The organism is Plantibacter sp. Leaf1 (assembly GCF_001421315.1).
Classification (GTDB): Bacteria; Actinomycetota; Actinomycetes; order Actinomycetales; family Microbacteriaceae; genus Plantibacter.
This window is the reverse complement of record NZ_LMJX01000002.1, coordinates 81619-107740: the sequence shown is the minus strand read 5'-3', so window position 1 is coordinate 107740 and position 26122 is coordinate 81619. Positions and strand designations below refer to the sequence as shown.

Genomic DNA, 26122 nt, shown 5'->3' with positions numbered 1-26122 from the left:
CGGCCGCATCGCCTCCGGAGAGGGACACGACCGGTCTCGGAGGTGATCAGGCGTTCGGCTTCACGACGACGAGCAGATCGCCCGCCTCCACCTGCTGGGTGGCCGGGATCGCGAGCCGCTCGACGACACCCGCGACGGCGGTCGTGATGGCCGCCTCCATCTTCATGGCCTCGATCGAGGCGACCGGCTGGCCCGCCTCGACGCGGTCGCCGATGGCGACCTTCACCGTGACGACGCCGGAGAACGGCGCGGCGATCTGGCCCGACACGGAGGTGTCGGCCTTCTCGGCCGTCCGGACGTCGACCTCGACACTGCGGTCGCGGACGAACACCGGACGGAGCTGGCCGTTGAGCGTCGCCATGACCGTGCGCATGCCCTTCTCGTCCGCTGCACCGATCGCCTCGAGGCCGACGAACAGCCGGACGCCCTTGTCGATCTCGACGACGTGCTCCGTGCCCGGCTCGAGGCCGTAGAGGTAGTCGGCCGTGTCCACGACGGAGAGGTCGCCGTACAGGTCCCGCTGCTGCTCGAACTGCTTCGTCGGCGCGGGGAACAGCAAGCGGTTGAGGGTCGAGCGACGCTCGGCCGACGCTCCGTCGAGAGCGGCCTGGTCCTCCGCGGAGATCGGGGTGACCCCGATGTCGACCGAGCGGCCGGCCAGCACCTTCGACCGGAACGGCTCCGGCCACCCGCCGGGCAGTTCGCCGAGCTCGCCCGCCATGAAGCCGACGACCGAGTCCGGGACGTCGTACTTGTCGGGGTTGGCCTCGAAGTCGGCCGGATCCGCCTTGACGGCGGCGAGGTGGAGGGCGAGATCGCCGACGACCTTGCTGGAGGGCGTGACCTTCGGCACGCGGCCCAGGATCTTGTTGGACGCCGCGTACATGTCCTCGATGAGCTCGAAGTGGTCGGCGAGTCCGAGGGCGATCGCCTGCTGGCGGAGGTTCGACAGCTGGCCGCCGGGGATCTCGTGGGTGTACACGCGGCCGGTCGGGCCGGCGAGTCCGGACTCGAACGGACGGTACATCGCCCGGACGGCCTCCCAGTACGGCTCGAGATCGGCGATCGCCTGCAGCGAGATGCCGGTGTCGCGCTCCGTGTGCGCCAGCGCGGCGACGAGCGACGACGCCGACGGCTGGCTGGTGGTGCCGGCCATCGGGGCGCTCGCGACGTCGACGGCGTCCGCACCGGCGTTGCTCGCGGCGAGGAGCGTCGCGAGCTGTCCGCCCGGCGTGTCGTGCGTGTGCACGTGGACCGGCAGGTCGAACCGCTCGCGGAACGCCGCGACGAGCTTCGCCGCCGCCGACGGGCGGAGCAGGCCGGCCATGTCCTTGATGGCGAGCACGTGCGCGCCGGACTCGACGATCTTCTCGGCGAGCCGCAGGTAGTAGTCGAGGGTGTAGAGGTCCTCGGCGGGGTTCAGCAGGTCTCCGGTGTAGCAGACCGCGACCTCCGCGATCGTCGTCCCGGTCTCGAGGACGGCGTCGATGGCCGGCCGCATCTGCGACACGTCGTTCAGCGCGTCGAAGATCCGGAAGATGTCGATCCCGGTGTCGGCGGCCTCGCGCACGAAGGCGTTGGTCACCTCGGTGGGGTACGGCGTGTACCCGACGGTGTTCCGGCCGCGGAGCAGCATCTGGATCGCGATGTTCGGCATGGCCTGCCGCAGGGACGCCAGTCGTTCCCAGGGCTCCTCGCCGAGGAAACGGAGGGCGACGTCGTAGGTGGCACCGCCCCAGGCCTCGACGGACAGCAGCTCAGGGGTGAGCCGGGAGACGAACGGCGCCACGGCGAGGAGGTCCTTCGTCCGGACGCGGGTCGCCAGGAGCGACTGGTGTGCGTCTCGGAACGTGGTCTCGGTGACCGCCAGCGCGGTCTGCGCACGGAGCGCCTCGGCGAAGCCCTTCGGGCCGAGCTCGAGCAACCGCTGCCGCGAACCGGCCGGAGCGTCGGCGGTGATGTCGATGGACGGGAGCTTGTCGACCGGGTCCGCTCCGGGCGGGCGGGAGCCGTTCGGCTGGTTCACCGTGACGTCCGCGAGCCAGTTGACGACCTTCGTCCCGCGGTCCTTCGAGACGTGTCCGCGCAGCAGCTGCGGTCGCTCGTCGATGAAGGAGGTGCTGAGGTCTCCGGCGACGAAGGAGTCGTCCTCGAGCACCGCCTGGAGGAAGGGGATGTTCGTGGAGACGCCGCGGATGCGGAACTCCGCGAGGGCGCGCTTCGCCCGTGTGACCGCGGCTTCGAAGGTGCGGCCTCGGCAGGTGAGCTTGGCGAGCATCGAGTCGAAGTGCGGGCTGATCTGGGCGCCGGACGCGACCGTGCCGCCATCGAGGCGGATGCCACCGCCGCCCGGGGACCGATACGTCGTGATCTTGCCCGTGTCGGGCCGGAAGCCCGCCGTGGGGTCCTCGGTCGTGATGCGGCACTGCAGCGCGAAGCCCCGCAGGTGGAGCGAATCCTGGGTGAGCCCGAGGTCCGTCAGCGACTCGCCCGCGGCGATCCGCATCTGCGACTGCACGAGGTCGACGTCGGTGACCTCCTCGGTGACCGTGTGCTCGACCTGGATGCGCGGGTTCATCTCGATGAAGACGTGCTGGCCCTTGCGCTCACCGGCGGTGTCGAGCAGGAACTCGACGGTTCCGGCGTTGACGTACCCGATCGACTTCGCGAACGCGATGGCGTCGCGGTACATCGCCTGGCGGGTGTCCTCGTCGAGGTTCGGGGCCGGAGCGATCTCGACGACCTTCTGGTGCCGTCGCTGCACCGAGCAGTCGCGCTCGAACAGGTGGATGGTCTCACCGTCGGCGCTGGCCAGGATCTGGACCTCGATGTGGCGGGGCCGGACGACGGCCTGCTCGAGGAACATCGTCGGGTCGCCGAAGGCGCTGTCCGCCTCACGCATGGCCGCCTCGAGGGCGCCGCGGAGGTCGGCCTCGCTGTCGACGCGGCGCATACCGCGCCCGCCGCCACCAGCGACGGCCTTCGCGAAGATCGGGAACCCGATCTCGGCGGCCCCCGACAGCAGCTCCTCGATGTCGCGGCTCGCAGGGGTCGACTTCAGCACGGGGACGCCGGCGGCGATCGCGTGCTCCTTCGCGGTGACCTTGTTCCCGGCCATCTCGAGCACCGACGACGGCGGGCCGATGAAGGTGATGCCGGCGGCACGGGCGGCCTCGGCGAGCTCGGGGTTCTCCGAGAGGAAGCCGTAGCCGGGGTAGATGGCGTCGGCGCCCGACTCCTTCGCGACCCGGATGATCTCCGAGACGTCGAGGTAGGCCCGCACGGGATGACCCTCGGAACCGATCTGGTAGGCCTCATCGGCCTTCAGCCGATGCATCGAATTGCGGTCCTCGTATGGGAACACCGCAACCGTCTTCGCCCCCAGTTCATACGCGGCACGGAACGCCCGAATGGCGATCTCTCCGCGATTGGCGACAAGAATCTTCCTGAACATGGAACCCTTTCCACAACAGCCAACTCAGCAAACGTTGAGATTCCCTAGCCTAGTCACGGTAACGTTGAGCCTTGTGCATGTACTCAGCGTTAGCTCCCTGAAGGGGGGCGTCGGCAAGACCACCGTCACCCTTGGCCTGGCTTCCGCCGCGTTCTCGAAGGACATCCGCACGTTGGTCGTGGATCTCGACCCGCAATCCGACGTCTCGACCGGCATGGCCGTCGACGTCGCCGGTCACCTCACGGTGACGGATGTGCTGACCTCGCCGAAGAAGAAGATCGTCGAGCAGGCGATCGTGGCGAGCGGCTGGACGAAGATCCACCCGGGCAAGATGGACGTCATGATCGGCAGTCCGTCCGCGATCAACTTCGACGGCCCGCACCCGAGCATCCGCGACATCTGGCGACTCGAAGAGGCACTCGCACACGTCGAGGAGGAGTACGACCTCGTCCTCATCGACAGCGCCCCGTCGCTCAACGCCCTCACCCGCACGGCCTGGGCTGCCAGCGACCGCGTGGCCGTCGTCACCGAGCCCGGCCTCTTCTCCGTCTCCGCCGCCGACCGCGCGCTCCGCGCCGTCGAGGAGATCCGTCGCGGGCTGAGCCCCCGGCTCCAGCCGCTCGGCATCATCGTCAACCGGGTGCGTCCGCAGTCCATGGAGCACCAGTTCCGCATCAAGGAACTCCGCGACATGTTCGGCCCCCTCATCCTCAACCCGCAGCTCCTCGAGCGCACCTCGCTGCAGCAGGCACAGGGCGCGGCGAAGCCCGTCCACGTCTGGCCGGGCGACACCGCTCAGGAGATGGCGAAGAACTTCGACTCGCTCCTCGACCGCGTGCTGCGCACCGGCCGGGTCGGCGAGTACGCCGACGGCGCTCCCCCGGAGCCTGCGGCCGTGACCAGCACGTCCACCGTCGAGACGCCCGTCACCGAAGGCTGACACCGGCGTCGCCGTCGTCGCGCACGACGACTGGCACCAGTGGATGGTCGTTCGGCGGCTCGAGCGTCGAGCCCGTCGACAGACTCAGGGACCGATGGCAGGCCCTACGACGGGCCTGGAGACCGGTGTGCTGGGCACAGCGGCGACGGCGCCAGGGGCGGGACCGCGCGAGAGCGGTGGTTACGCGGTGCGGGCGGAACGACGTGCGGCGAGTTCATCCATCGGGTCGGCCGACTGCGCGTCGAACTCGATGAGGGTCGACTCCACCTCGCGGAGGACCTTGCCGACGGCGATGCCGAAGACGCCCTGACCGCGGCTGACGAGGTCGATGACCTCATCGTTGGACGTGCACAGGTAGACGCTGGCCCCGTCGCTCATGAGCGTGGTCTGGGCGAGATCGACGATGCCGGCCTCGCGGAGCTGGTCGACCGCGGTGCGGATCTGCTGCAGGGAGATCCCCGTGTCCAGAAGACGCTTGACGAGCTTCAAGACGAGGATGTCGCGGAACCCGTAGAGACGCTGCGTCCCGGACCCGGATGCTCCGCGCACCGTGGGCTCGACGAGACCGGTACGAGCCCAGTAGTCGAGCTGGCGGTAGCTGATGCCGGCGGCGCGGGCAGCGATGGCTCCGCGGTAGCCCTGGCCCTCTTCGAGTTCCGGGAGTCCATCGGTGAACAGCAGCCCGAGGTCACCGTATCGTGACGCACCGTCGCGACTGAGTTCACTCATGTCTGCTTCTCCTCGATGTTCGCTTCACGGTCTGCGTGGTCCTGACGGGGGCGTCGGAACGGCTCGGCCGCTTCCACCACGGTATCGATCAGCCACTGCCAACGTTGCGACATCCGTTCGAAACGGACGGCGTGTCGTGACGAGTGACCGAACTGTGACCTGGCCGTGATGGATGAGGGCAGTCTACGCCCTGGACGGCCCGTCAGGAGGATTGGTGTCGTTCGAGCGCGGTGCGGACGAGGTTCGACCGTACCCCCTCGAGCTGCGCCGCGATCTCCACGGCGCGGTCTGCGGTACGGGCGCGCCCGGCGGCGTCGTTCCGCTTGGACACCGCGCTCAGCGCGCTCTCGATCAGTCCGACCTCGCGTTCGACCGAGGCACGGAACCCGCGCAGATGGCGAGGTTCGATGCCGGATCGCTGCAACTCGACCAGGATGCGCAGCAGCGACGCCACGTCCTCGCCGTAGTTCTCCGCCGGGAGGATCAACGAGGCGCTCACCGCGTCGTTGAACAGCATCGGCGTGGCTCCGGCCTCACGGATGAGTTCGTTCCGGGAGAACCTGCGGGCGCTCGGGTGGATCGACGGTGCGCCGACCGACTGCCCCGAGCCCGGGAACATCGGAGACCGGCCGGCGTCGACCTCGACGAGGTACGTGCGGATGACCTTCAACGGGAAGTAGTGGTCGCGTTGCATCGACAGGATGAGCCGGAGCCGGTCCAGATCATCGCTCGAGAACTTCCGGTAGCCGGACTTCGTCCGGGCCGGCGAGACGAGGCCCTGCTCCTCGAGGAAGCGGAGCTTCGAATTGCTCAGCTCCGGGAACTCCGGAGTGAGCCGCGCGAGGACCTGCCCGATGCTGAGCAGCGGAGCAGCATCGCTTCGCGCGTTCGCGCTGGCTGCCGCCACTAGCTTCCCAGCTGGGAGGCGAGGTCGATCCGCGACGCGTAGAAAGTGAGGCGGAACTTGCCGATCTGGACCTCCGCGGCGTCGCGCAGGATGGCCTTGTCGATGCGCACACCGTCGAAGTAGGTGCCGTTCAGCGAGTTGAGGTCGCGGATCTCGAAGGCCGTGCCGTGACGGTGGAACTCCGTGTGGCGACGCGAGACGGTGACGTCGTCGAGGAAGATGTCGGCTTCGGGGTGACGGCCGACCGTGGTGACGTCGTCGTCGAGGAGGAAGCGTGCTCCGGCGTTCGGCCCGCGACGGACGATCAGCAGTGCAGACCCCGAGGGGAGTGCCGCGATCGCCTCATGCTCCTCAGCGGTGACGTCGGAGTCGATGGCCGCGAGGGCAGCTCCGAGGTCTTCACCGAAGGTGAGTGTCGTGTCGACTTCCCGTTCGCCCGAGCCGCTCGTCGGTGCTCCGTCAGTGACGGATCCCGGCGTGTACGCCCCGGTCGCGGGATACTTCTCATCGTGCTCAGCCACCGTCGACCTCCTCTCCGTCAAGCGTATCCGATGTGGCGTGCCTGTCGAGCCGCCCGGACGAGGGTGACGCGACGGATCCGGCGCCGTGCGGACGCCCCGAACGGTCGGCACGCGCGATGCGGACGGTCTGCAACAGATACAGGATGCCCGCCCACCAGTAGAGCGCCGCTCCGGCGATCGAACACACCCAGCCGAGTGGCGTCGCGATCGTCGCCACGGCGGGGAACGCCGCGCCGAGCATGAGGACCGGGAGCCCGATGAAGAGGAGCGCCGTACCCCACTTGCCGACCCGGGTCACGGGCAGCACCCCCGTGCCGGTCCGGTGGAGGACGACCGCCAACCCGATGAGGAGGACGTCCCTCGCCACGACGACGATGAGGAGCCACCACGGGATGAGGTCACGCGCAGCGAGCCCGATGAGCGCCGCGATGATGTAGAGCCGGTCGGCCGCGGGATCGAGCTGACGTCCGAGTCGCGTCATCTGGTCGAACCGCCGAGCGATCCATCCGTCGAGGAGGTCGGTGACGCCCGAGAACGCGAGGGTCACGAGCGCCCAGAGGTCCTCCCCCTGCACGAGGAGGATCAGGAAGACCGGGACGAGCAGGATCCGGAGGACGCTGAGCGCGTTCGGGATCGTGACCAGGCGGTCTTCGCCGGTCCGTCGAACCCCTCGTCCCACCCCGTCCGTCACGGGTCGAGTCTACCGAGCGGCTGCTCTAGCATCAGAGGATGGAGAGCCCCTCGAGCGTGCGCGTCGATGCGTGGGTGTGGGCCGTCCGCTTGACGAAGACCCGCTCCGCCGGCGCCTCCGCCTGTCGCGCCGGCCATGTGCGGGTCAACGGCGACCGCGCGAAGCCCGCTCAGCCCGTCCGCATCGGCGACGAGGTGCGCCTCCGGGTGGCCGGCTTCGATCGTGTCGTCGAGGTGCGCCGCCTCATCGCGAAACGGGTCGGCGCCGAGGTGGCGGCCGACTGCCTGATCGACCGCTCTCCCCCGCTTCCGACCCCCGCCGAGCGCCAGGTCGTCGCCGTCCGTGACCGCGGTGCCGGCCGCCCGACCAAGCGCGAACGTCGCGACATCGAACGACTGCGAGGCCGTTGAGGCACGGAGCGTGCCGTCGGGCAGCGCTCAGCCGCCGCGTCGGAACCGTCCAGACGGCACTCACGCACCGCCAAGGTGGTTCGTGCATGCTTGACGGATGTTCCGTCGCCATCCCGTCCTCAGCACCCTGACCGTGGTGTACCTGGGACTCGTCGCGATGATCACGCTCGGCCCCCGACCGTTCGACGGACAGACCGAGTCGCTCGTGTACCGGATCGTCGACGTCCTCGCCCGGTGGGAGACGACCGCCTGGATCACCTATGAGCGACTGGAGTTCGGAGCGAACGTCGCCATGTTCGTGCCGATCGGCGTCTTCTTCCTCCTCCTGCTCGGTCGACGCCGGTGGTGGCTCGCCGTGCTGATCGCCGCGACCCTCACCGTCGCCATCGAGACGGCGCAGCTCACCATCCCCGGACGGGTGAGCGATCCCCGCGACCTCCTGGCCAACGCCTCCGGTGCCGTCGCCGGTGTGGTGGTCGGTCTGGTCCTGACCATCGGGAGCGGACGCCGAGCGCGCGCCTCGGCCCGGCGGCGTCCAGCCCTGCAGCACTGAGGTGCGGACGTGCCCGTCGACGCACTCCCGGCTGAGAGTGGTTCCAAGGCCGTTTCAGTAGAGTGCGAGCGGGCCGTCGGCCCGTCGGATACAGAGCTGGAGTACAAGCCATGAGCGGACCATCGTCGTCGGAGAACCTCGAAGAGCTGAAGCGGCTCAAGGACGAGTTCACGCGGTTCATGATGCTGTACAAGTTCGGCATCGACGAGATCACGACGAAGCTGAACATCCTCAAAGAGGAGTTCACGCAGATCCACGACTACAACCCGATCGAGCACATCAGCTCGCGGCTGAAGTCGCCCGAGAGCATCATCGGCAAGATAGAGCGAAAGCAGTACGGCCAAGACATCGACGACATCCGCGAGCACATCACGGACATCGCCGGCATCCGGGTGACCTGCAGCTTCATCTCCGACACCTACAAGGTGTTCGAGCTGCTCACCAGTCAGCAGGACATCACCGTCGTGAAGGTCAAGGACTACATCGCGAACCCGAAGCCGAACGGGTACCAGAGCCTCCACGTCATCGTCGAGGTGCCCGTGTTCATGTCGGACGGCGTCGTCCAGGTCCCGGTCGAGATCCAGTTCCGGACGATCGCGATGGACTTCTGGGCCAGTCTCGAACACAAGATCTACTACAAGTACGACAAGGCCGTCCCCGACACCCTGCTCGCCGAGCTCAAGCACGCCGCGGAGGCCGCCTCACGGCTGGACGCGAAGATGGAGCACCTCCACGGCGAGGTCCTCGCCCTCGACCGCGCGACCACGCCGCAGACCACTCGCGACGGGCACCCGAGGCCGCCGTCACTCGCCGACCGCGTCATGACCGAACTCATCGACGGGCTGGAGACCCGCTAGAGCGCCTTCCGCATCTGCACGGCCATCGTCTCGTACCCGAGGGACTCGTAGAGCCCCCGCGCGACGCGGTTGAACCCGAACACGTTCAGCCCGAGCGTCTTCGCCCCCTGCTCCTTGGCCGCCGTCTCGGCGAGCTGCATGGCCTCACGACCGAGCCCCCGTCCGCGGAAGGGCTCGTCGATCTCCACGTCCCACACCCACCACTCGTCCGGATGGCTCGTGCTGCGGGGTCCGATCCAGAGGACACCGACCGCCGTCTCGTCGAGGACGACCTCGAAGACGAGATGGCCGACCTGGAGGCGACCGGCGGGGAACGTCTCCGCGAGCGACTGGGCGGCCTTCGCCGTGGCCTCAGCCTCCGTCTCCCCCGCCTCGATGCGCTCGAGGCGGTACTGCGCGTTCGCCGCGAGCATCCACCCCCGCAGTCGATCGGCTGGCATGCGGACGAGCGTGGCGTTCATGAGGACATCCTCCCAGACCGCCGCGACCTCCTCGGTCCGTGACGGGAATACTTCACACCCGAACCGTGCTGGACTCCGAAGGACACACGATTGGGACCCGCCCGTCGTCATCCGGAGAATCGAGACATGCCGATCGACACCGCACCGCACCACGACGCGACCGCAGAGCACGACGCCTGGCGGCAGGACCGTCGCGCAGCTGTGACGGCGCCGCTCGGCAACCTCGCCCTCGTGGAGACCCGCTGGCTCCCCGACGAGACACCGGCCACCCTCGACGAGGCTGCGGCGGCCATCGCGGCCGAACAGGCGGGCGGGGTCACCGTGACGACCCTCCGCCGCACCCACCTCGAAACGGGCGCGGACGAGGTCGGCATCCGCCGGTGGGACGCCGCAGCCCCGGCCATCGAGGCGTTCGTCGACGTCCCCGTCTTCCCGTACGACCCGTCCTGGGTGCAGACGGCCCACTTCACGCCGGTCGACGGTTCACGGACCGTGCCCTTCGAGCACATCCGCGACAACGGCGGCTCGCGCGAGCTCGTCGTCCCGGGCGACATCACGTTCACGAGAGACGGGACGACGTACACGATGAGCGCCTTCGACGACGGCGGCACTCTCCTCCTCGTGTTCGGCGATGCGACGAACGGCGTCGACGGCGAGACCGGCACCTACGGTGCAGGCCGGTTCCTGTTCGTCGAGCGGACCGACGACGGCGGGTTCGGCACCGAGGGCGAGGTCGTCCTCGACTTCAACCGAGCGTTCGTGCCGCCGTGCGGCTTCTCGGTGCAGTACAACTGTCCGATGCCGCCCGCGCAGAACCGGTTCGCCATTGAGGTCCGCGCCGGAGAACGCCTCGTGCGGTTCCGCGACGGCTTCGACCTCTACGCCGTCTGACCGACGGCACGACGCCCCACCCCATCAGCTGCACCTCCCGCATCACCACCCCCACACCACAGGAGTATCCGTGAAGAGAACCATCGGGCTCGTCGCCCTGTCCGTCGCCACCGCCGTCGCGCTCGCGGGCTGCGCCGGCGGGAGCAGCAGTTCCGCGACGGGTGACGACGCGACCATCGCCGTCGGCTCCCTCTACGAGCCGCAGAATCTCAGCAACACCGGCGGCGGTGGTCAGGGCGTCACCGAAGCGCTCACCGGCAACGTGTACGAGGGGCTCTACCGCCTGACTGACGACGGCGACGTCGAACCCGTGCTCGCCGCCGACAGCACCGTGAGCGACGACGGCCTCACCTACACCTTCACGCTCCAGGACGGCGTCACCTTCCACTCCGGTGACCCGCTCACCTCGGCCGACGTGAAGTCGAGCATCGAAGCCGTGACGGCCGAGGACTCGCAGTCGGCACGGAAGAGCAGCTTCGCCGTGGTCTCCGACATCGCGACCCCCGACGACCGCACCGTCGTCGTCACGCTCTCCGAGCGCTCGATCTCCTTCCTGTACAACCTGAGCTACGTCTGGATCGTGAACGACACCGCGAAGGACCTGAAGACCTCCGAGGACGGCACCGGCCCGTACACCCTCGGCGAGTGGAAGCGCGGCAGCACCCTGAGCCTCGAGCGCTGGGACGACTACTGGGGGGACCCCGCCAAGAACGCTGAAGTGGTCTTCACCTACTTCACCGACGCGACCGCGCTGAGCAACGCCCTCGTCACGAAGCAGATCGACATCATCACGAGCGTGCAGAGCCCCGACCAGCTGACGCAGTTCACCGACAACGCGGACTACACGGTCTCCGACGGCGACTCCACCACCAAGGAGCTCCTGGCCTTCAACGACCGCGTCGCCCCGTTCGACCAGGCCCTCGTCCGGAAGGCCGTCTACTCCGCTATCGACACGAAGAAGCTCCTGTCGTCGATCTGGGGTGACTACGGCACGCTCATCGGGTCCATGGTCCCGCCGACGGACCCGTGGTACGAGGACCTCACCCAGGTGAACCCCTACGACCCCGAGCTGGCCAAGCAGCAGCTCGCCGAGGCGGGCCTGGCCGACGGCTTCACGTTCACGCTCGACACGCCGAGCTACGACCCGCACCCGGCCGTCGCCGAGTTCCTGCAGAGCGAACTCGCCAAGGTGGGCATCACCGTGGAGATCAACACGATCAGCGCGGACGAGTGGTACTCGAAGGTGTTCAAGGAGCGCGACTTCCAGGCCACGCTCCAGGAGCACGTCAACGACCGCGACGTGGTCTGGTACGGCAACCCCGACTTCTACTGGGGCTACGACAACCCCCAGGTGACGCAGTGGGTCTCCGAGGCGGAGCAGGCGACCACGACGGACGAGCAGACGGCGAAGCTGAAGCTCGTCAACGAGCAGATCGCCGAGGAGGCCGCGAGCGTCTGGCTGTACCTCTACCCCCAGATCGTCGTCGCCGCGAGTGACGTGTCGGGATACGGCGTGAACGGCCTGAACTCGCAGTTCTTCGTCGCGGACATCGTCCGGAAGTAGTCGTCGCCGAGGCCGACCGGGACCGCCCGGTCGGCCCGGCCTCGCTACGCTGAGGTCCACCATGCTCCCCTACCTGTTGCGTCGATCCGCGTTCCTGGTGGTGTCGTTCCTCGTCGCCATGACCGTGTTGTTCGTCCTGCTCCGGCTGCTGCCGGGAGACCCCTCGAACGCCCTGCTCTCGGTGAACGCCACGCAGGAGCAGATCGAGGCGGCGCGCGCGCAGGTGGGAGCGGATCGGCCGGTCGGCGAGCAGTTCCTTGCCTGGTTCGGTGGCGTCCTCACCTTCGATCTCGGTTCGTCCTTCGTGAGCAGTCTCCCCGTCGGCCCTGAGATCGCCTCGCGCCTGCAGGTCACCGTCCCGCTGACGCTCCTCGCCTTCCTCCTCGCCGTGGTGCTCGCCAGCCTGGCCGGCATCATCGCCGCACTCCGAGCCGACCGGTGGTACGGCATCGCCCTGTCGGGGTTGTCGCAGTTCGGCATCGCGGTGCCGGTGTTCTGGGTCGGCATCCTCCTCGTGAGCGTGTTCGCGGTCACGCTCCGCCTGTTCCCGTCCGGCGGGTTCCCGCGCGACGACTGGGCAGACCCGGCGGCGGCACTCACGAGTCTGGTGCTCCCGGTCATCACCATCGCCATCGTCATGAGCGCGTCCATCACCAGGTACGTCCGCTCCGCCACGCTCGACGTGCTCGGGAGCGACTTCCTCCGTTCCGCCAGGGCGCAGGGTGCCGGACTCGGCGAGGCGCTCCTCCGGCACGGCGTCCGCAACGCGGCCGTCCCCGTCGTCGCGATCCTCGGGATCGAACTCGCGACCACGTTCCTCGGGGCCGTCGTGGTCGAGAGCGTCTTCAGCCTGCCGGGACTCGGGTCGATGCTCCTCACGGCGATCCAGCAGCACGACTACCCAAACATCCAGGGCATCCTCCTCGTGTCCACCCTCGTCGTCCTCGTGACCGGGTTCCTCGCCGACATCGCCCAGCGCCTCATCGACCCGCGCCTGCGCACCTCCATCGCCGGGAGCGGGCTCCGATGAGCGACCTCGACGCCCGGACGACCGCCACAGCCCCCGAGCGGGGCGGGAGACGCCGCGGACGCTCCGTCACCCTCACGGTCGGGCTGGTCCTCGTCGGTGTCATCGCCGCGCTGGCGCTCGTCTCCCTCTTCTGGACGCCCTTCGCGCCGACGGACACGGCAGGCGGCCGTCTCGAAGGACCGAGCGGCACGCACTGGCTCGGCACGGACAAGCTGGGTCGAGACCTCTTCACCCAACTCATGATCGGTGCCCGCATCGCGCTCGTCACTGGGGCGGGGGCCGTCGCGGTCGGCGCGGTCATCGGGATCGCCGTCGGTCTCGCCGCGGCGTTCGCGGCCGCCTGGCTGGACGACACGATCTCCGCCGCCCTCGACGTCGTGATCGCCTTCCCCGTCCTGCTGTTGGCCATGCTGATCGTCGCCGCCCAGGGCGCTTCGCTCGGCACCGCCATCGTCGCGATCGGGCTCGCCATGTCCGCCATCGTCGCCCGGCTCACGAGGATCCTCACGAAGCGCGTCCTCGGCGAACAGTACGTCGTCGCCGCGCGCACCGCCGGGACGAGCTGGCCCGGCATCATCGGCCAGCACGTACTGCCGAACATCTGGCCGACGTTGAGCGTCAACCTCGCCCTGCAGTTCGGCATCGCCGTCCTCGCGGAAGCGAGCCTGTCCTACCTCGGCCTCGGGGCTCCGCCGCCGAACGCCTCCTGGGGACGGCTCCTCCAGGAGGCACAGGCCACGGTCACGACGGCACCGATCGGAGCGATCGCGCCCGGTGTCGCGGTGGTCATGCTCGTCGTCGGCGTGAACTTCATCGCGGACGGCCTGCGCGATCTCGGTGATCCGACGAGGAGGCGCAGCGCATGACGGCCCTGCTCGACATCACCGGCCTGACCATCACCCGTGGTACGCGGCGCGGAGCATCGGACGCCACCGAGCGGCCACTCGTCGACGACCTCGACCTCATGATCGCCGCCGGCGACCGACTCGGTCTCATCGGCGGCTCCGGGTCCGGCAAGTCGCTGACCTCCCTCGCCGCGATCGGGTTGCTCGACGACCAGCTCACCGCGAGCGGCAGCATCGAGCTGGCCGGCACGCAGGTCATCGGCGCCACGGACCGCTCCCTGCGTCCCCTCCGCGGCCGGGTCGCTGGACTCGTCTTCCAAGAGCCGCTGACCGCCCTGGACCCGCTCATGCGCGTCGGCGCTCAGCTCGCTGAACCGCTCCGACGACACCTCGGGCTCCGTCGGGACCGACTGCGGGATGCCGTGGATGCGGCGCTCACCGAGGTCTCGCTCACCGACACGGCCCGCATCGCCGCGTCGTTTCCGCACGAGTTGTCCGGCGGCCAGCGACAGCGCGTCGCCATCGCCATCGCCCTCGCCGGACGACCGCAGCTCCTGATCGCCGACGAGCCGACCACCGCACTCGACGTCACCGTGCAGGCGGAGGTGCTGTCGCTCCTCGACCGGCTCGTGCGCGAACGGGGCATGGCGCTGTTGTTCATCAGTCACGATCTCGCCGTGGTGTCGACCATGGTCGACGAGGTGATCGTGCTCAGCTCGGGCCGAGCGGTCGAGCGCGGCCCCGTCGCGCAGGTGCTGACGGCCCCACAGCACGAGGACACGCGGCGTCTCGTCGCCAGCGCCCGCGCGATCGACGACGCACTGGAGGACCCGCGATGATCGACGGATCGAGCCCTGACGCCGCTGCGCCCATCCTAAAGCTCGACGCGGCCGGCTTCCGGTACCGCGGTGGCCAGGTCGCGCTCGACGACGTCTCCCTGTCCGTCGGCGCCGGTGAGGCGGTCGGCGTCGTCGGCCAGTCCGGCGCCGGGAAGAGCACCCTCCTCCGACTGCTGCTCGGCCTCGACCGTCCGACCACGGGGTCCGTCCGATTCGACGGCAGCGCGCTCGATCCGCGGGACAAGGCCCGCGTCCGAGGCTTCCGCGCATCCGTGCAGGCGGTCTTCCAGGATCCGTACTCCTCGCTCGACCCACGGCAGCGCGTCGGCCGCATCGTCGCAGAGCCACTCCGCTCCTTGCGGCTGGCTTCGGCGGAGCAGGCCGTGAGCCGAGCCGCGGACGCGCTCGAAGCGGTCGGTCTTCCTCCCGAGGCCGCGTCCCGCTACCCGCACGAGTTCTCCGGCGGCCAACGCCAACGGATCGCCATCGCTCGTGCGATCGTCCCGAACCCCAGACTCCTCCTGGCCGACGAGCCGGTGAGTGCCCTGGACATGAGCACCCGGATCCAGATCATCGAGCTCCTCGCCGAGTTGCGGGCCTCGAACGGTCTGGCTCTCGTCATGGTGTCGCACGACCTCGGCACGGTCGCGGCCCTGTGCGAGCGCACGGTCGTCCTTCGGGACGGGCGGGTCGTCGAGGCGGGGTCGACCGCTCAGGTCCTCCACCGGCCGGCCGAGGCGTACACGCGGCAGCTCGTCGCGGCGATCCCCCGGCTGCCCCGCTGAGTCGCGCACGGCCCCCGCGGACGATCGGTTCCGGGAGACGGGAATGCCAGGCCGCGCGCGGGCGTTCGACTCCGAGTGGCTCCGGCCGCATCCACTCTCCACAGGAACAGGACCCGTGACGCAGGATTCAGCGCAGCCCGACGACCATGACGACGGACCGGAGTCGCAGGAGCGACCGTGGCTGAGCGACGAGGAGCGCGCTGCGCTCAGCAAGCCGCTCCCTGAGCGGGCGGTCGTGGCGAGCCTGGCGTTCACCGGCCTCGTCGCGGCGTTCATGATGACGCTCGTCACCCCGCTCGTGCCGTCCCTCCCGACGATCCTCGGGGTGCACGCCTCGGACAGCATGTGGGTGGTGACCGCCACCCTGCTCTCCGCTGCGGTGGCGACGCCGATCTCCGGTCGTCTCGGTGACCTGTACGGGAAGCGCCGGATGGTCCTGATCCTGCTCGGGATCATGATGGCCGGCTCGGTGCTCGCTGCGTTCTCGTCAACGATCGTGCCGCTGATCGTCGCTCGCGCCCTGCAGGGTATGGCGATGGGCGTGATCCCGCTCGGCATCAGCATCCTGCGCGACGTGCTCCATGCGAAGCGGCTCGGTCCGGCGGTCGCCCTCGTGAGCGCCACGCTCGGTATCGGTGGAGCCGTCGGCCTGCCGATCTCAGCCGTCATCTCACAGTTCCTGGATTGGCATGTGCTCTTCTGGGTGGCCGGTGCGCTCGGACTGGTCGGATTCCTGCTCGTGGCCCGCTTCGTCCCCGTGAGCACGCTGCGGAGCGAGGGCGGTTTCGACTGGATCGGGGCGATCGGACTCGCCGCCGGACTCGTGCCGATCCTCCTCGCCGTCTCGAAGGGCAACGAGTGGGGATGGACGAGCGTGGGGACGCTCGCGTGCCTGATCGGCGGGGTCGTCGTCCTGCTCCTCTGGGGTTGGTTCGAGGTGCGTTCCTCGAGCCCGCTCGTGGATCTGCGGATCGCCGCACGCCGGACGGTGCTCTTCACGAACCTCGCGTCGATCACCGTCGGATTCGCCTTCTTCGGCAGCACCGTGGTCCTCCCCGGCATCCTCGAAGCACCGGTGGGCACGGGGGTCGGGCTCGGGCAGGACATGCTCATCGCGAGCCTCTGCCTCATGCCCAGCGGTCTGATCATGTGGGCGATGTCGCCCGTCGCCGCTCGGCTGACGGCCGCGAAGGGTGCGCGGCTGAGCCTGCTCATCGGCATCGCGATCATCGCGATCGGCTACGCGGTCGCGATCGGGCTCATGACGGAGGTCTGGCACACGGTCCTGACGGCGACCGCCGTCGGTTTCGGCGTGGGCTTCGCGTACGCGGCGATGCCGACGCTGATCATGGGCGCCGTCCCGCCGAGCGAGACCGCGGCGTCCAACGGGCTCAACTCGGTCATGCGGACGCTCGGTTCCACGATCGCGAGTGCGGTGATCGGCGCCATCCTGGCCTCCCAAGTCGTCACGGACGGGGCCGTCACGACGCCGAGCGCCGACGCGTTCCGGCTGAGCTTCGCGATCTGCGCGGCGGCCGCCGTGGTCGGCCTCGTCTGCACCCTCCTGCTGCCGAAGCACCTCGCGAAGGACACGCGGTCGAGCCTCCACGAGGGGTGACGGGGCTCAGCCCACGATGCCGAGGGCGAACGGGAGGACCGGGCCGGAGCCCGCGAGCCGGAGCGCCCGTCCGGCGACGGTGAGCGTCCATCTGCTGTCCGCCCGGTCGTCGACGAGCAGCACCGGCGCCCCCTCGAGCGTCGCCAGCTGTGTGCGGAGTTCGGCACCGACGCTGAACGCGTCCCAGACGCCGGCGAGCCGATAGGCGCTGTTCCCGCCGGGCCCTCCGCGAGGGCCGTCGCCGACGAGGTCCAGTTCACCGAGGTAGGGCAGTCGTCCGAGTGAGGCGATACCCCGGGCGACCGAGTCGACGAGTTGCGGACGTGATCGTGAGGGGACGCTCACGACCGCGGCCGGTCGCCTCGCCCACGGCCAGTCGGCGAGCACCCGGACGCTCGCGTCGATCACCGCGCGGGACGCCGGGGCGTCCGCCGCGCCGGCGGCGAAGAGTTCACGGAGGACGCCGCCCCAGCCGAGATCGGTCAAGCGCGCGAGCGCCCGGCCCGGTTCCAGACGATCCTCGAGCGAGATGCGGCCGCTGACCGGCGCTCCGTCGGTGGTGACGCCGAGTTTGCCGGCACCCGTCGGCCACTGCGCTCGAGGTTCGAGCTCGACACCGACCCGCCCGAGCGCCTCGGAAGCCGAGGCAGCTGCTGCGCTGTCGAGTTCGGTGGGAAACCAGGCACCCGCGCAGCGATCGCACCGTCCGCAGGGCTCGGCGGTCGCGTCGTCGAGTTCGCGCTGGAGCACGAGCATCCGGCACTCCTCGCCGCGCTCGTAGGCGAGCATCGCCTGCTGTTCCGCGACCCTCGCCTCGGCGATCCGGCGGTACCGTTCGCGGTCGTACACCCACGGCTCACCGGTGGAGACCCATCCCCCGGCGACCCGCTGCACGGCGCCGTCGACGTCGAGCACCTTGAGCAGCAGTTCCAGCGGGGTCCGGCGCAGGTTGACGAGTGCTTCGAGTGCCGGGGTCGACCGTGGCCGATCGTCGAGCGCGTCGAGGACGGCCGTGGCCCGAGCTTCGTCAGGCATCGACGCGGTCGCGAAGTACTGCCAGATCTCCTCGTCCTCCGCTCCGGGCAGGAGCAGGACGTCGGCGTGTTCCGTCGCGCGCCCGGCTCGCCCGACCTGCTGGTAGTACGCGACCGGCGATGACGGCGCGCCGAGATGCACGACGAACCCGAGATCGGGTTTGTCGAAGCCCATCCCGAGCGCACTCGTCGCCACGAGGGCCTTCAGCCGGTTCTCCTTGAGGAGCCGCTCGGACTCCTCGCGTTCGTCGGGATCGGTCCGGCCGGTGTAGGCCCGGACCTCGTGACCGGCCTCGCGCAGCAGCCGCGCGGTGTCCTCCGCGGCGGAGACGGTGAGGGTGTAGATGATGCCGGAGCCCGTGAGTCCGTCCAAGTGGCTGAGCAACCAGGTGAGGCGGTCCCTGGACTCCGGGAGCCGGAGCACGCCGAGCCGGAGGGACGCCCGCGCGAGGGAACCGCGGATGGTGAGGACCTCTGCCGCCGTGGAGCCGGAAGCGGCTGGTGCGGTGAGCTGCTCGGCGATGTCGCGGACGACGCGGGCGTTGGCCGTCGCGGTCGTCGCCAGGACCGGGACCTCCACCGGCAGACGACCGATCAGCTCGGCCAGCCGCCGGTAGTCGGGGCGGAAGTCGTGACCCCAGTCGGAGATGCAGTGGGCCTCGTCGACCACCAGCATGCCGGTTCGAGCCACGAGGGTCGGGAGCTGCTCATCGCGGAAGCGCGGATTGTTGAGCCGCTCGGGCGACACGAGCAGTACATCGACCTCGTCGGCGTCCAGCTGCGCGCGGACGTCGTCCCACTCATGAGCATTCGCCGAGTTGATGGCGACCGCCCGAACACCGGCACGCGCCGCCGCGGCCACCTGGTCGCGCATGAGGGCGAGGAGCGGTGAGACGAGCAGCGTCGGACCGGCACCCCGCCGACGGAGCAGCGCCGTCGCGATGAAGTACACGGCCGACTTGCCCCAACCGGTGCGCTGCACCACGAGGGTGCGACGGTGCTCGTCGACGAGGGCGAGGATCGCCTCGAGCTGGCCATCGTGGAACCGGGCTCCCGGAACGCCCGTCAGGGCGGCGAGCGCCGCCGTCGCTTCGGCGACCGACCCGGTGGTGGTGGCTTCGTGGTGGGTGGGGGCTGGCGCGCTGACGTCGGACATGGGGCAAGTCTGTCAGGAGCCGCCGACGGCGGGTCGCTGCGGTGGCGATGGCGGGTGGGCCGGCTGGTGCGTGGCCGCTGTGGAGGAGGGTTCCCCGAAGGTTGCGTGGGTCCGACCGGTGGGAGGTGGATCAGGCGCTCTTCTTGCGTTTGGCCGGGGTCGACGACGGTTCGTCCTTCGACGATCCGGCCTTGGTCGTGCTGCGCTTCGACGCGCTGCGCTTCGAGGTCGTGCTCTTCGACGTCGTGGTCTTCGACGAGGCGGCTTTCGAGGAACCACTCGACCCGGTGTCGGCCTTCGGGTCCTTCCCACCACGCTGCCGGTCGATGCTGCGCTGCAGCACCTCCATGAGGTCGATCGGCTCGGCGCCCTTGTCGTCGTCGGGCTCGGGCTGCTCGCCGAAGGTGGCGGCGGTGTCGAGGGCGTCGCCCTGCTCGAGTTTCGCATCGATGAGTTTCCGGAGTTGTGCCTGGTATTCGTCGACGAACGCGTCGGGACGGAAGCGGGACGAGAAGGACTCGACGAGCGCCTCCGACATCTCGAGTTCCTTGGCGGAGATGCGGACTCGTTCCTCGAGGGCCGGGAACCGCACCTCGCGGACCTCGTCCTCCCAGAGCAGTGTCTGCAGGAGGATGACGTCCTCGCGCACCCTGAGGGCGCCGAGTCGCGTCTTCTGGCGGAGGGCGAACCGCACGATGGCCGTGCGGTCGGTCTCCTCGAGCGTCCGCCGGAGCAGGACGTAGGCCTTCGAGGAGGAGGAGTCCGGTTCCAGGAAGTAACTGCGGTCGAACATGATCGGGTCGAGGTCGTCGCTCGGCACGAACTCGACCACCTCGATCTCGCGACTGCGTTCCTCGGGGAGCGACGCGAGGTCGTCGGCGGTGAGGACCACCGTCTGCTCGCCGTCCTGGTAGGCCTTGTCGATGTGGTCGTAGCTGACGACCTTGCCGCAGACCTCGCACTTGCGCTGGTACCGGATACGCCCGCCGTCGGCGTCGTGCACCTGGTGCAGCGAGAGGTCGTGGTCCTCCGTCGCGCTGTACACCTTCACCGGGACGTTGACGAGACCGAACGTGACGGCGCCCTTCCAGATCGCGCGCATGACCTCTCCTGTCCGTCGGCGGGTCGGCCCACGCCGTCAATCGCACCAGTAGACACCCGGACCGGCGTCAAGGGCTAGCCCTTGACGGGCTCGGACGGCAGGCTGGGCGCCATGGCGAGGACGAGCTCCGGCGGCGCGCGGGCGCAGTGGGTGACCGTCGACGGTCGGCGCATCCAGCTCACCCATCTCGACAAGGTCCTCTATCCCGCGACGGGCACGACCAAGGCGGAGGTCCTCGCGTATTACGCGGCCGTCGCACCGCATCTGTTGCCGCACGTGGCGGACCGGCCGGTGACCCGGAAACGCTGGGTGCACGGTGTCGGGACGGCCGAGGCGCCGGAGTCCGGCTTCTTCCAGAAGGACCTGGGTGCGTCGGCGCCGGACTGGGTGCAGCGTCTCCCCATCGAGCACAGCGATCACACGAACGAGTACCCGGTCGTCGACGACCTCGCGACGCTCACGTGGCTGGCACAGCTCGGCGCGCTCGAACTGCACGTGCCGCAGTGGCGGTTCGACCGGTCCGGCGAGCGCCGTCCGCCCGACCGGCTCGTGCTCGACCTCGACCCTGGTGAGGGGGTGTCGCTCGCCGAGTGCGCCGGGGTCGCTCGGATGGCACGCGCGGTGTTGGTCGACATGGGGCTTGAACCGGTCCCGGTGACGAGTGGCAGCAAGGGGATCCACCTCTATGCGGCGTTGGACGGTCGGCAGCGTTCGGACGAGGTGTCGCTCGTGGCGCATGAACTCGCTCGGGCGCTCGCGGCGGATGCGCCGACGCTCGTGGTGAGCGAGATGGCGAAGGATCGACGCAGGGGCAAGGTGTTCGTCGACTGGAGCCAGAACAACGGGTCGAAGACGACGATCGCCCCGTTCTCCCTGCGGGGTCGGTTGCGTCCCACGGTCGCGGCGCCGCGGTCGTGGGACGAGCTCGACGATCCCGAGCTCTCCCAGTTGGAGTTCCCGATCGTGCTCGAACGGCTGGCCGACGGTGTCGATCCGCTGTCGGTGCTCGGCGATCCCCGTCCGTCGATCACGATCAGGCCGTCGGAGCACGAGGATCGACTCTCGGAGTACCGGCGGAAACGCGATGCTTCGCGGACGCCTGAGCCGGTTCCGGAGGCGTCCCCGCCACCGTCGGCTGCGGGGACGGCACCGTCGTTCGTCATCCAGCGGCATGAGGCGCGGAAGCTGCATCATGACTTCCGACTCGAGCACGACGGGGTGCTCGTGTCCTGGGCGTTGCCGAAGGGTGTCCCGACGGATCCGAGCAGTAACCGTCTGGCCGTCCGCACCGAGGACCATCCCCTGGAGTACGGCAGCTTCGAGGGCACCATCCCGGCCGGCGAGTACGGGGCGGGCGAGGTGACCATCTGGGATGCGGGCACCTACGAGCTGGAGAAGTGGCGGGACGACGAGGTCATCGCGACCCTGCACGGGCGGCCGGGTGGTCCGTTGGAGCGCCCGGCACGGTTCGCGCTCATCCGGACCGCCGGCGACTCCGGGCGCGACGCGCCCTCCTGGCTCATCCACCGGATGCGCGCTCCAGGCGATCCGCCGGCTCCGCCGGTAGCGCGTTCGCGCGAGGTCCCCGCTCCGATGCTCGCGAGCCCGGCCGCTCTCGGAGAGGTCGTCGACGACGGGTCGTGGGCGTTCGAGATGAAGTGGGACGGGATCCGTGCGATCGCGAGCATCGACGGTGCGACGGGGCGGGTGCGGTTGTCGAGCCGCAACGGCAAGGATCTGACCGCGGCCTACCCGGAGGTGGTGGAGGAGCTCGGGGCGTCGTTCGGGGATCGCGACGTCGTCCTCGACGGCGAGATCGTCGCGTCCGGGGCCGACGGCCGTCCCGACTTCTCGCTGTTGCAGCGACGCATGCAGTTGACGTCGGACCGCGACGTCGATCGGGAGCGCCGGCTGACGCCGGTCCGGCTGTTGGTGTTCGACCTCCTCGCCCTCGACGACGAGGACCGGACGGGACTGCCCTACCGTGAGCGCCGCGAACTCCTCGAGGAGACGGTCGGATCCGGCGCGGTCGTGCAGGTTCCGCCGCGGATCGACGGTTCCCTGCACGATGCACTCGAGGTCAGCCGGGCGCTCCGGCTCGAGGGGGTGGTCGCGAAGGAACTCGACGGTCGTTACCGGCCGGGTCGACGGAGCAGCACGTGGATGAAGTTCAAGCATGAGCGGGCGGAGGAGGTCGTCGTCGCGGGCTGGCGACCGGGACGTGGTGGGCGCACGGGTGGGATCGGATCGCTCCTCCTCGGCGTGCCGGGGCCCGACGGTCTCCTGCACTACGCCGGGCGGGTCGGCAGCGGGTTCACCGACCGGGAGCTCGCCGCGACCGCCGTGCGGTTCGAACGGTTGGCGCGCTCGTCGACGTCACTGCTGGGCGTGCCACCGGCCGATGCCGCCGACGCGAACTGGTTGGATCCCGTCCTCATCGGTGAGGTGCGGTTCAGCGAATGGACCCCCGACGGCCGGTTCAGGCATCCGGTCTGGCGCGGCTGGCGTCCGGACCGCGCCGTCGACGACCTCGAGGTGCCGGATCGGGGCCGGTGAGCGGTCGACCGCCCCGGCTCAGGCGAGTCGTCCTGACTCGGCGAGGAGCGCGAGCACGGCGGACACCCGCGGGTTGCTCGCGGCGTCGTGTTCGATCCCGAGCGCGGCGTAGATCGCCGTGAGATGGTTCTGCACCGACTTCTCGGCGATCCCGAGCCGGGTAGCGATCCCCGTGTTCGAGCGACCGGTCGCCAGCAGTTGGAGGACGGCGTACTGGCGATCGGTGAGCGACTCGAGGCTCGAACCCGCTCGGGGCCGCGCGCGGTCGACGAGCTCGGGGTCCAACATCGTCTCGCCGCGCGCCGAGACGCGGATGGCCTCGAGGAGGACGTCGCGGGTGAGGGACGAGGTCTTCGAGAGGTAGCTCCAGCCGTCTCTGACATCTGCCGGCATCTCGAGGAGCATGTCCATCAGGTCGTAGGCCGACAGCAGGACGATCCCGAGACCCGGCTGGGCGCGACGCAGCGAGACGCCGAGACTCACCCCGTTGCCGTCCGGCAGCTCGATGTCCATCGTCAGGACGTCGACCGTCCCGGGGAGGAACGTCCGCCGCGCCTCGGCGACGGTGGCGGCATGACCGACGAACGTCACTCCCGGCGTCCCCCGGAGCAGATCGGCGAGCATCCCGCCGAGCAGCGGTTGGTCCTCGACGACTCCGACCCGGAGCGGGACGGCCGGCGCGACGTCGAGCGTCGCCGCGCCCACCACGGGGACGGCGGACGAGCGGTCGGGCTGCGGCTGGTGGCGCATGGTCCGAGTATCCCGGATGAACGGCTCGTCGTCCGAGGGGGAAGCTCCCGACTTCCGCCCGGAGATGCCGCCGTCGCACCACGCGGCAGGTCAGAATGGAGCCATGACCCAGGAGGCCCTCACCGCTCGCGCCGAACGCTGGCGCGACAGTCGGGCCTTCATCACCGCCAGCGGCGCCATGGCCGCGGTCTTCGGACTCGCCGTCTCCTTCCAGAGCGTCTACATCTACACGTGGGTCGCGCCCGGCGGCACCCGCGGCATGCTCGTGGAGCGCGTCACCGCGAACCTCGTCTCCCTGAGCGTTGCGATCATCGTGCTCGCGTTGCTGCTCTGGTCGAGATGGGGTCCCTCCCTCCACGAGTGGTGGCGCCCGAAGGTGCTCGCCGGCGTCCTCCTCGTCGCGCTCGCGACCGGCCTGCTGCGCAGCGGCCTGCAGCTCCTCCTCGGCGTCTACCGCGATCCGAGCCTGCAGACCGTCCTCGTCGAGACCGGGACCACGGCGATCGCCCTCGCCGTGTGCGCCACCTTCGGGTTCAGTCTGAGCGCGGCACGACGGCGCGCGCGCGAAGAGGAACGCGCCCACGCCGACCAACGCCATCGCGCCGACGTCGCCCTCCAATCGCTGCAGAGCGAGGAGCTGCGCGTGAAGCGCGAGGTCGCCGAAGGCCTCCACGGCACCCTCCAGCAGCACCTCGTGCTGATCAGCGCGCAGCTCGCCGCCGTCACGGCCGCGCTCGAACGTGAGGGCGCTGCAGCCGTCTCCGACGCGACCCGGCGGCTGCGGTCACTCGGCGAGGACCTCCACACCGTGCGCGAGCGGGACGTCCGAGAGCTCAGCCGCTTGCTGTCCCCACCACTGCTCGAGGTCGGCATCGCACCGAGCATCCGCGCGATCCTGCAGCGCCTGCCGCCGTCGATCACCACCACCCTCGACGTCTCGCCGGAGTTCCGCCTCCTCGACGACCCGATCGACAACGTGTTCACGACGGCGGAACGCGCCGTGGTCGTGCGGACCCTGGAAGAAGGGGTGACGAACGCGCTGACCCACGGTGCGGCGGACCGGCTCGTCGTCGAGCTGCGGATCGCGACGCCGGCGCCGCGGGACGACGGTGCTCCGGTGGCGAGTGGGACCATCGAGCTGCGGGTGCTCGACAACGGCACCGGGCTCCTCGACGGTGCGGAACCGGCCGGCGGTCTGCTCCAGCTCGACCGCCGCGCAGCCGCCTTCGGCGGAGCCCTCCGGGTCAGCTCGGCAGCGAGCGATGCGCCCGAGGGCGGCGCCGTCCTCCGGCTGAGCATGCCCTATCGCGTCCCGGCCGCCCGCTGAGGCGGCCGGGACGCGGGTTCCGAACGGACCGGATCAGGCGGCCGAGCTGTCCGCCAGGAGCTCACGCACGCGCGGGACGACCTCGGAGCCGTACAGCCCGATGCTGTTCATGAGGTGCTCGTGGGACAGGGAACCGTTGCTGATCTTCAGGTCCACCCGCGACAGACCGAGGCCGTCGACCGCGGTCGCCACCTTGCGCGCGACGGTCTCCGGCGATCCGACGAACAGCGCACCCTCCGGACCGGCCTCCTGCTCGAAGTGGCCACGCGTCATCGGGCTCCACCCGCGCTCACGACCGATCCGGTCCATCATCGCCCGGTAATGGGGCCACAACTGCTCCTGCGCGAGCTCGTCCGTCTCGGCGATGTGAGCCGGCGAGTGCATCCCCACCGGCTGCGTCGGCAGCTGGAACTGGGCGAGCGCGCGGTGGTACAGGTCGACGAAGGGCGCGAACCGGAGCGGCCCGCCGCCGATGACCGCGAGCATCATCGGCAGTCCGTACCGAGCCGTCCTGACGACCGACTCCGGGCTCCCGCCGACACCGACCCAGGTCTTCAGCTTGCCGTGCTCGACCCGGGGGTAGACCGACTGTTCGCGCAACGGCGCACGCGTCTTCCCCGACCACGTGACCGGCTCCTGCTCGCGGATCGCGACGAAGAGTTCCAGCTTCTCCTCGAAGAGCTCCTCGTACTGGGAGAGCTCGTACCCGAAGAGCGGGAAGGACTCGGTGAAGGAACCCCGCCCGAGGATGGCCTCCGCGCGTCCGCCGGAGATGCCGTCGAGCGTGGCGAACCGCTGGTAGACGCGGACCGGGTCGTCGGAGCTCAGCACCGTGACGGCCGATCCGAGGCGGATGCGCTCGGTCCTCGCGGCGATCGCCGCCAGCACGATCTCGGGTGAGGAGACGGCGAAGTCCTCCCGGTGGTGCTCTCCCACGCCGATGAAGTCGAGGCCGACCGCCTCCGCGTGCACCCCCTGTTCGACGACGTTCCGGAGGACTTGGGCCTGTGACAACGGCGTGCCGTCGGCGTCGACCGTGACGTCACCGAAGGTGTCGATGCCGAACTCGAGGGATGTGGTCATGGGGCTCTCCAACGTCGTA

The 26122-nt window shown here is 69.8% G+C and carries 23 protein-coding genes; 13 read left to right on the top strand and 10 right to left on the bottom strand.

The features are described 5' to 3' along the window. Window positions 1-46: 46 nt before the first annotated feature. A complete protein-coding gene (locus ASE44_RS02775; RefSeq protein ID WP_056777298.1) occupies window positions 47-3454 on the bottom strand; it encodes a pyruvate carboxylase in 3408 nt (1135 codons plus the stop codon). Window positions 3455-3527: 73 nt separating this feature from the next. Between ASE44_RS02775 and ASE44_RS02770 the strand changes: the two genes are divergently transcribed. Continuing rightward, window positions 3528-4394, top strand: coding sequence for a ParA family protein (locus ASE44_RS02770; protein ID WP_082455728.1), 867 nt, complete (start codon window positions 3528-3530; stop codon window positions 4392-4394). Between the two features lie 180 nt (window positions 4395-4574). On the opposite strand, the gene ASE44_RS02765 is transcribed toward ASE44_RS02770, so the two are convergent. From ASE44_RS02765 to ASE44_RS02750, 4 genes are all read right to left on the bottom strand, one after another. After that, window positions 4575-5123: a MerR family transcriptional regulator gene (locus tag ASE44_RS02765; RefSeq protein ID WP_056005382.1), complete on the bottom strand. Its 549-nt coding sequence runs from the start codon at window positions 5121-5123 to the stop codon at window positions 4575-4577. A 202-nt stretch (window positions 5124-5325) separates the two neighbouring features. Continuing rightward, entirely contained in the window at window positions 5326-6030 is a 705-nt protein-coding gene (locus tag ASE44_RS02760; protein WP_056005379.1) for a MerR family transcriptional regulator, read from the bottom strand. Further along, window positions 6030-6551 carry an FHA domain-containing protein gene (locus ASE44_RS02755; RefSeq protein ID WP_082455726.1) on the bottom strand — a complete coding sequence of 174 codons (522 nt, stop codon included), beginning with the start codon at window positions 6549-6551 and terminating at the stop codon, window positions 6030-6032. The genes ASE44_RS02760 and ASE44_RS02755 overlap by 1 nt, the downstream gene beginning before the upstream one ends. Further along, the gene (locus ASE44_RS02750; RefSeq protein WP_235522529.1) at window positions 6544-7242 is read right to left on the bottom strand and encodes a CDP-alcohol phosphatidyltransferase family protein; all 699 of its coding nucleotides are present in this window, start codon (window positions 7240-7242) and stop codon (window positions 6544-6546) included. Before ASE44_RS02750 ends, ASE44_RS02755 begins: the two co-directional genes overlap by 8 nt. A gap of 38 nt (window positions 7243-7280) precedes the next feature. Here ASE44_RS02750 and ASE44_RS02745 point away from each other — a divergent pair, with 38 nt between their 5' ends. The 3 genes from ASE44_RS02745 (at window position 7281) to ASE44_RS02735 (ending at window position 9062) form a co-directional block, all read left to right on the top strand. Next, on the top strand, window positions 7281-7652 hold the full coding sequence (locus ASE44_RS02745; protein ID WP_056777295.1) for an RNA-binding S4 domain-containing protein: 372 nt from the start codon (window positions 7281-7283) through the stop codon (window positions 7650-7652). Window positions 7653-7749: 97 nt separating this feature from the next. Next, window positions 7750-8205, top strand: a complete 456-nt coding sequence (locus ASE44_RS02740; RefSeq protein WP_056777293.1) for a VanZ family protein — start codon at window positions 7750-7752, stop codon at window positions 8203-8205. Between the two features lie 110 nt (window positions 8206-8315). Next, complete coding sequence (locus ASE44_RS02735) at window positions 8316-9062, top strand: GTP pyrophosphokinase family protein (RefSeq protein ID WP_082455724.1); 747 nt, start codon at window positions 8316-8318, stop codon at window positions 9060-9062. On the opposite strand, the gene ASE44_RS02730 is transcribed toward ASE44_RS02735, so the two are convergent. Next, entirely contained in the window at window positions 9059-9523 is a 465-nt protein-coding gene (locus ASE44_RS02730; RefSeq protein WP_056777291.1) for an N-acetyltransferase, read from the bottom strand. The genes ASE44_RS02735 and ASE44_RS02730 overlap by 4 nt on opposite strands. A gap of 126 nt (window positions 9524-9649) precedes the next feature. On the opposite strand from ASE44_RS02730, the gene ASE44_RS02725 reads away from it, so the two are divergent. The 7 genes from ASE44_RS02725 to ASE44_RS02695 all read left to right on the top strand — a co-directional run bounded on the left by ASE44_RS02725 (window position 9650) and on the right by ASE44_RS02695 (window position 17095). Continuing rightward, on the top strand, window positions 9650-10414 hold the full coding sequence (locus ASE44_RS02725; RefSeq protein ID WP_056777289.1) for a DUF1684 domain-containing protein: 765 nt from the start codon (window positions 9650-9652) through the stop codon (window positions 10412-10414). Between the two features lie 70 nt (window positions 10415-10484). Next, window positions 10485-11978 (top strand): ABC transporter substrate-binding protein, encoded by a 1494-nt coding sequence (locus tag ASE44_RS02720; protein WP_056777286.1) that lies wholly within the window; start codon window positions 10485-10487, stop codon window positions 11976-11978. Between the two features lie 61 nt (window positions 11979-12039). Beyond that, complete coding sequence (locus ASE44_RS02715) at window positions 12040-13008, top strand: ABC transporter permease (RefSeq protein WP_056777283.1); 969 nt, start codon at window positions 12040-12042, stop codon at window positions 13006-13008. After that, entirely contained in the window at window positions 13005-13874 is an 870-nt protein-coding gene (locus ASE44_RS02710; protein WP_056777280.1) for an ABC transporter permease, read from the top strand. The genes ASE44_RS02715 and ASE44_RS02710 overlap by 4 nt, the downstream gene beginning before the upstream one ends. After that, on the top strand, window positions 13871-14692 hold the full coding sequence (locus tag ASE44_RS02705; protein ID WP_056005355.1) for an ABC transporter ATP-binding protein: 822 nt from the start codon (window positions 13871-13873) through the stop codon (window positions 14690-14692). The genes ASE44_RS02710 and ASE44_RS02705 overlap by 4 nt, the downstream gene beginning before the upstream one ends. Further along, window positions 14689-15477 (top strand): ABC transporter ATP-binding protein, encoded by a 789-nt coding sequence (locus tag ASE44_RS02700; RefSeq protein WP_056005352.1) that lies wholly within the window; start codon window positions 14689-14691, stop codon window positions 15475-15477. Before ASE44_RS02705 ends, ASE44_RS02700 begins: the two co-directional genes overlap by 4 nt. Window positions 15478-15592: 115 nt before the next feature. Then, the gene (locus ASE44_RS02695) at window positions 15593-17095 is read left to right on the top strand and encodes an MFS transporter (protein WP_255353611.1); all 1503 of its coding nucleotides are present in this window, start codon (window positions 15593-15595) and stop codon (window positions 17093-17095) included. A gap of 6 nt (window positions 17096-17101) precedes the next feature. Here ASE44_RS02695 and ASE44_RS02690 read toward each other — a convergent pair whose 3' ends face one another. Next, on the bottom strand, window positions 17102-19285 hold the full coding sequence (locus ASE44_RS02690) for an ATP-dependent DNA helicase RecQ (RefSeq protein WP_056005349.1): 2184 nt from the start codon (window positions 19283-19285) through the stop codon (window positions 17102-17104). 130 nt (window positions 19286-19415) lie between these two features. After that, window positions 19416-20387, bottom strand: coding sequence for a Ku protein (locus tag ASE44_RS02685; protein ID WP_056005345.1), 972 nt, complete (start codon window positions 20385-20387; stop codon window positions 19416-19418). A 111-nt stretch (window positions 20388-20498) separates the two neighbouring features. Here ASE44_RS02685 and ASE44_RS02680 point away from each other — a divergent pair, with 111 nt between their 5' ends. Continuing rightward, window positions 20499-22943 carry an ATP-dependent DNA ligase gene (locus ASE44_RS02680; protein ID WP_056777277.1) on the top strand — a complete coding sequence of 815 codons (2445 nt, stop codon included), beginning with the start codon at window positions 20499-20501 and terminating at the stop codon, window positions 22941-22943. Between the two features lie 18 nt (window positions 22944-22961). Here ASE44_RS02680 and ASE44_RS02675 read toward each other — a convergent pair whose 3' ends face one another. Continuing rightward, window positions 22962-23693, bottom strand: coding sequence for a response regulator transcription factor (locus tag ASE44_RS02675; RefSeq protein WP_082455720.1), 732 nt, complete (start codon window positions 23691-23693; stop codon window positions 22962-22964). A gap of 103 nt (window positions 23694-23796) precedes the next feature. Between ASE44_RS02675 and ASE44_RS02670 the strand changes: the two genes are divergently transcribed. Further along, entirely contained in the window at window positions 23797-25020 is a 1224-nt protein-coding gene (locus tag ASE44_RS02670; protein ID WP_056777275.1) for a sensor histidine kinase, read from the top strand. A 33-nt stretch (window positions 25021-25053) separates the two neighbouring features. On the opposite strand, the gene ASE44_RS02665 is transcribed toward ASE44_RS02670, so the two are convergent. Then, window positions 25054-26103: an LLM class flavin-dependent oxidoreductase gene (locus tag ASE44_RS02665; RefSeq protein WP_056777272.1), complete on the bottom strand. Its 1050-nt coding sequence runs from the start codon at window positions 26101-26103 to the stop codon at window positions 25054-25056. Window positions 26104-26122 lie beyond the last annotated feature (19 nt).

What these genes read in the sequence shown, in the direction of transcription:
- ASE44_RS02765 (WP_056005382.1), bottom strand. Translation starts at nt 5,123, where the DNA reads ATGAGTGAACTCAGTCGCGACGGTGCGTCACGATACGGTGACCTCGGG.
- ASE44_RS02745 (WP_056777295.1), top strand. Translation starts at nt 7,281, where the DNA reads ATGGAGAGCCCCTCGAGCGTGCGCGTCGATGCGTGGGTGTGGGCCGTC.
- ASE44_RS02670 (WP_056777275.1), top strand. Translation starts at nt 23,797, where the DNA reads ATGACCCAGGAGGCCCTCACCGCTCGCGCCGAACGCTGGCGCGACAGT.
- ASE44_RS02685 (WP_056005345.1), bottom strand. Translation starts at nt 20,387, where the DNA reads ATGCGCGCGATCTGGAAGGGCGCCGTCACGTTCGGTCTCGTCAACGTC.
- ASE44_RS02730 (WP_056777291.1), bottom strand. Translation starts at nt 9,523, where the DNA reads ATGAACGCCACGCTCGTCCGCATGCCAGCCGATCGACTGCGGGGGTGG.
- ASE44_RS02775 (WP_056777298.1), bottom strand. Translation starts at nt 3,454, where the DNA reads ATGTTCAGGAAGATTCTTGTCGCCAATCGCGGAGAGATCGCCATTCGG.
- ASE44_RS02715 (WP_056777283.1), top strand. Translation starts at nt 12,040, where the DNA reads ATGCTCCCCTACCTGTTGCGTCGATCCGCGTTCCTGGTGGTGTCGTTC.
- ASE44_RS02735 (WP_082455724.1), top strand. Translation starts at nt 8,316, where the DNA reads ATGAGCGGACCATCGTCGTCGGAGAACCTCGAAGAGCTGAAGCGGCTC.
- ASE44_RS02690 (WP_056005349.1), bottom strand. Translation starts at nt 19,285, where the DNA reads ATGTCCGACGTCAGCGCGCCAGCCCCCACCCACCACGAAGCCACCACC.
- ASE44_RS02705 (WP_056005355.1), top strand. Translation starts at nt 13,871, where the DNA reads ATGACGGCCCTGCTCGACATCACCGGCCTGACCATCACCCGTGGTACG.
- ASE44_RS02710 (WP_056777280.1), top strand. Translation starts at nt 13,005, where the DNA reads ATGAGCGACCTCGACGCCCGGACGACCGCCACAGCCCCCGAGCGGGGC.
- ASE44_RS02740 (WP_056777293.1), top strand. Translation starts at nt 7,750, where the DNA reads ATGTTCCGTCGCCATCCCGTCCTCAGCACCCTGACCGTGGTGTACCTG.
- ASE44_RS02665 (WP_056777272.1), bottom strand. Translation starts at nt 26,103, where the DNA reads ATGACCACATCCCTCGAGTTCGGCATCGACACCTTCGGTGACGTCACG.
- ASE44_RS02700 (WP_056005352.1), top strand. Translation starts at nt 14,689, where the DNA reads ATGATCGACGGATCGAGCCCTGACGCCGCTGCGCCCATCCTAAAGCTC.
- ASE44_RS02675 (WP_082455720.1), bottom strand. Translation starts at nt 23,693, where the DNA reads ATGCGCCACCAGCCGCAGCCCGACCGCTCGTCCGCCGTCCCCGTGGTG.
- ASE44_RS02680 (WP_056777277.1), top strand. Translation starts at nt 20,499, where the DNA reads ATGGCGAGGACGAGCTCCGGCGGCGCGCGGGCGCAGTGGGTGACCGTC.
- ASE44_RS02725 (WP_056777289.1), top strand. Translation starts at nt 9,650, where the DNA reads ATGCCGATCGACACCGCACCGCACCACGACGCGACCGCAGAGCACGAC.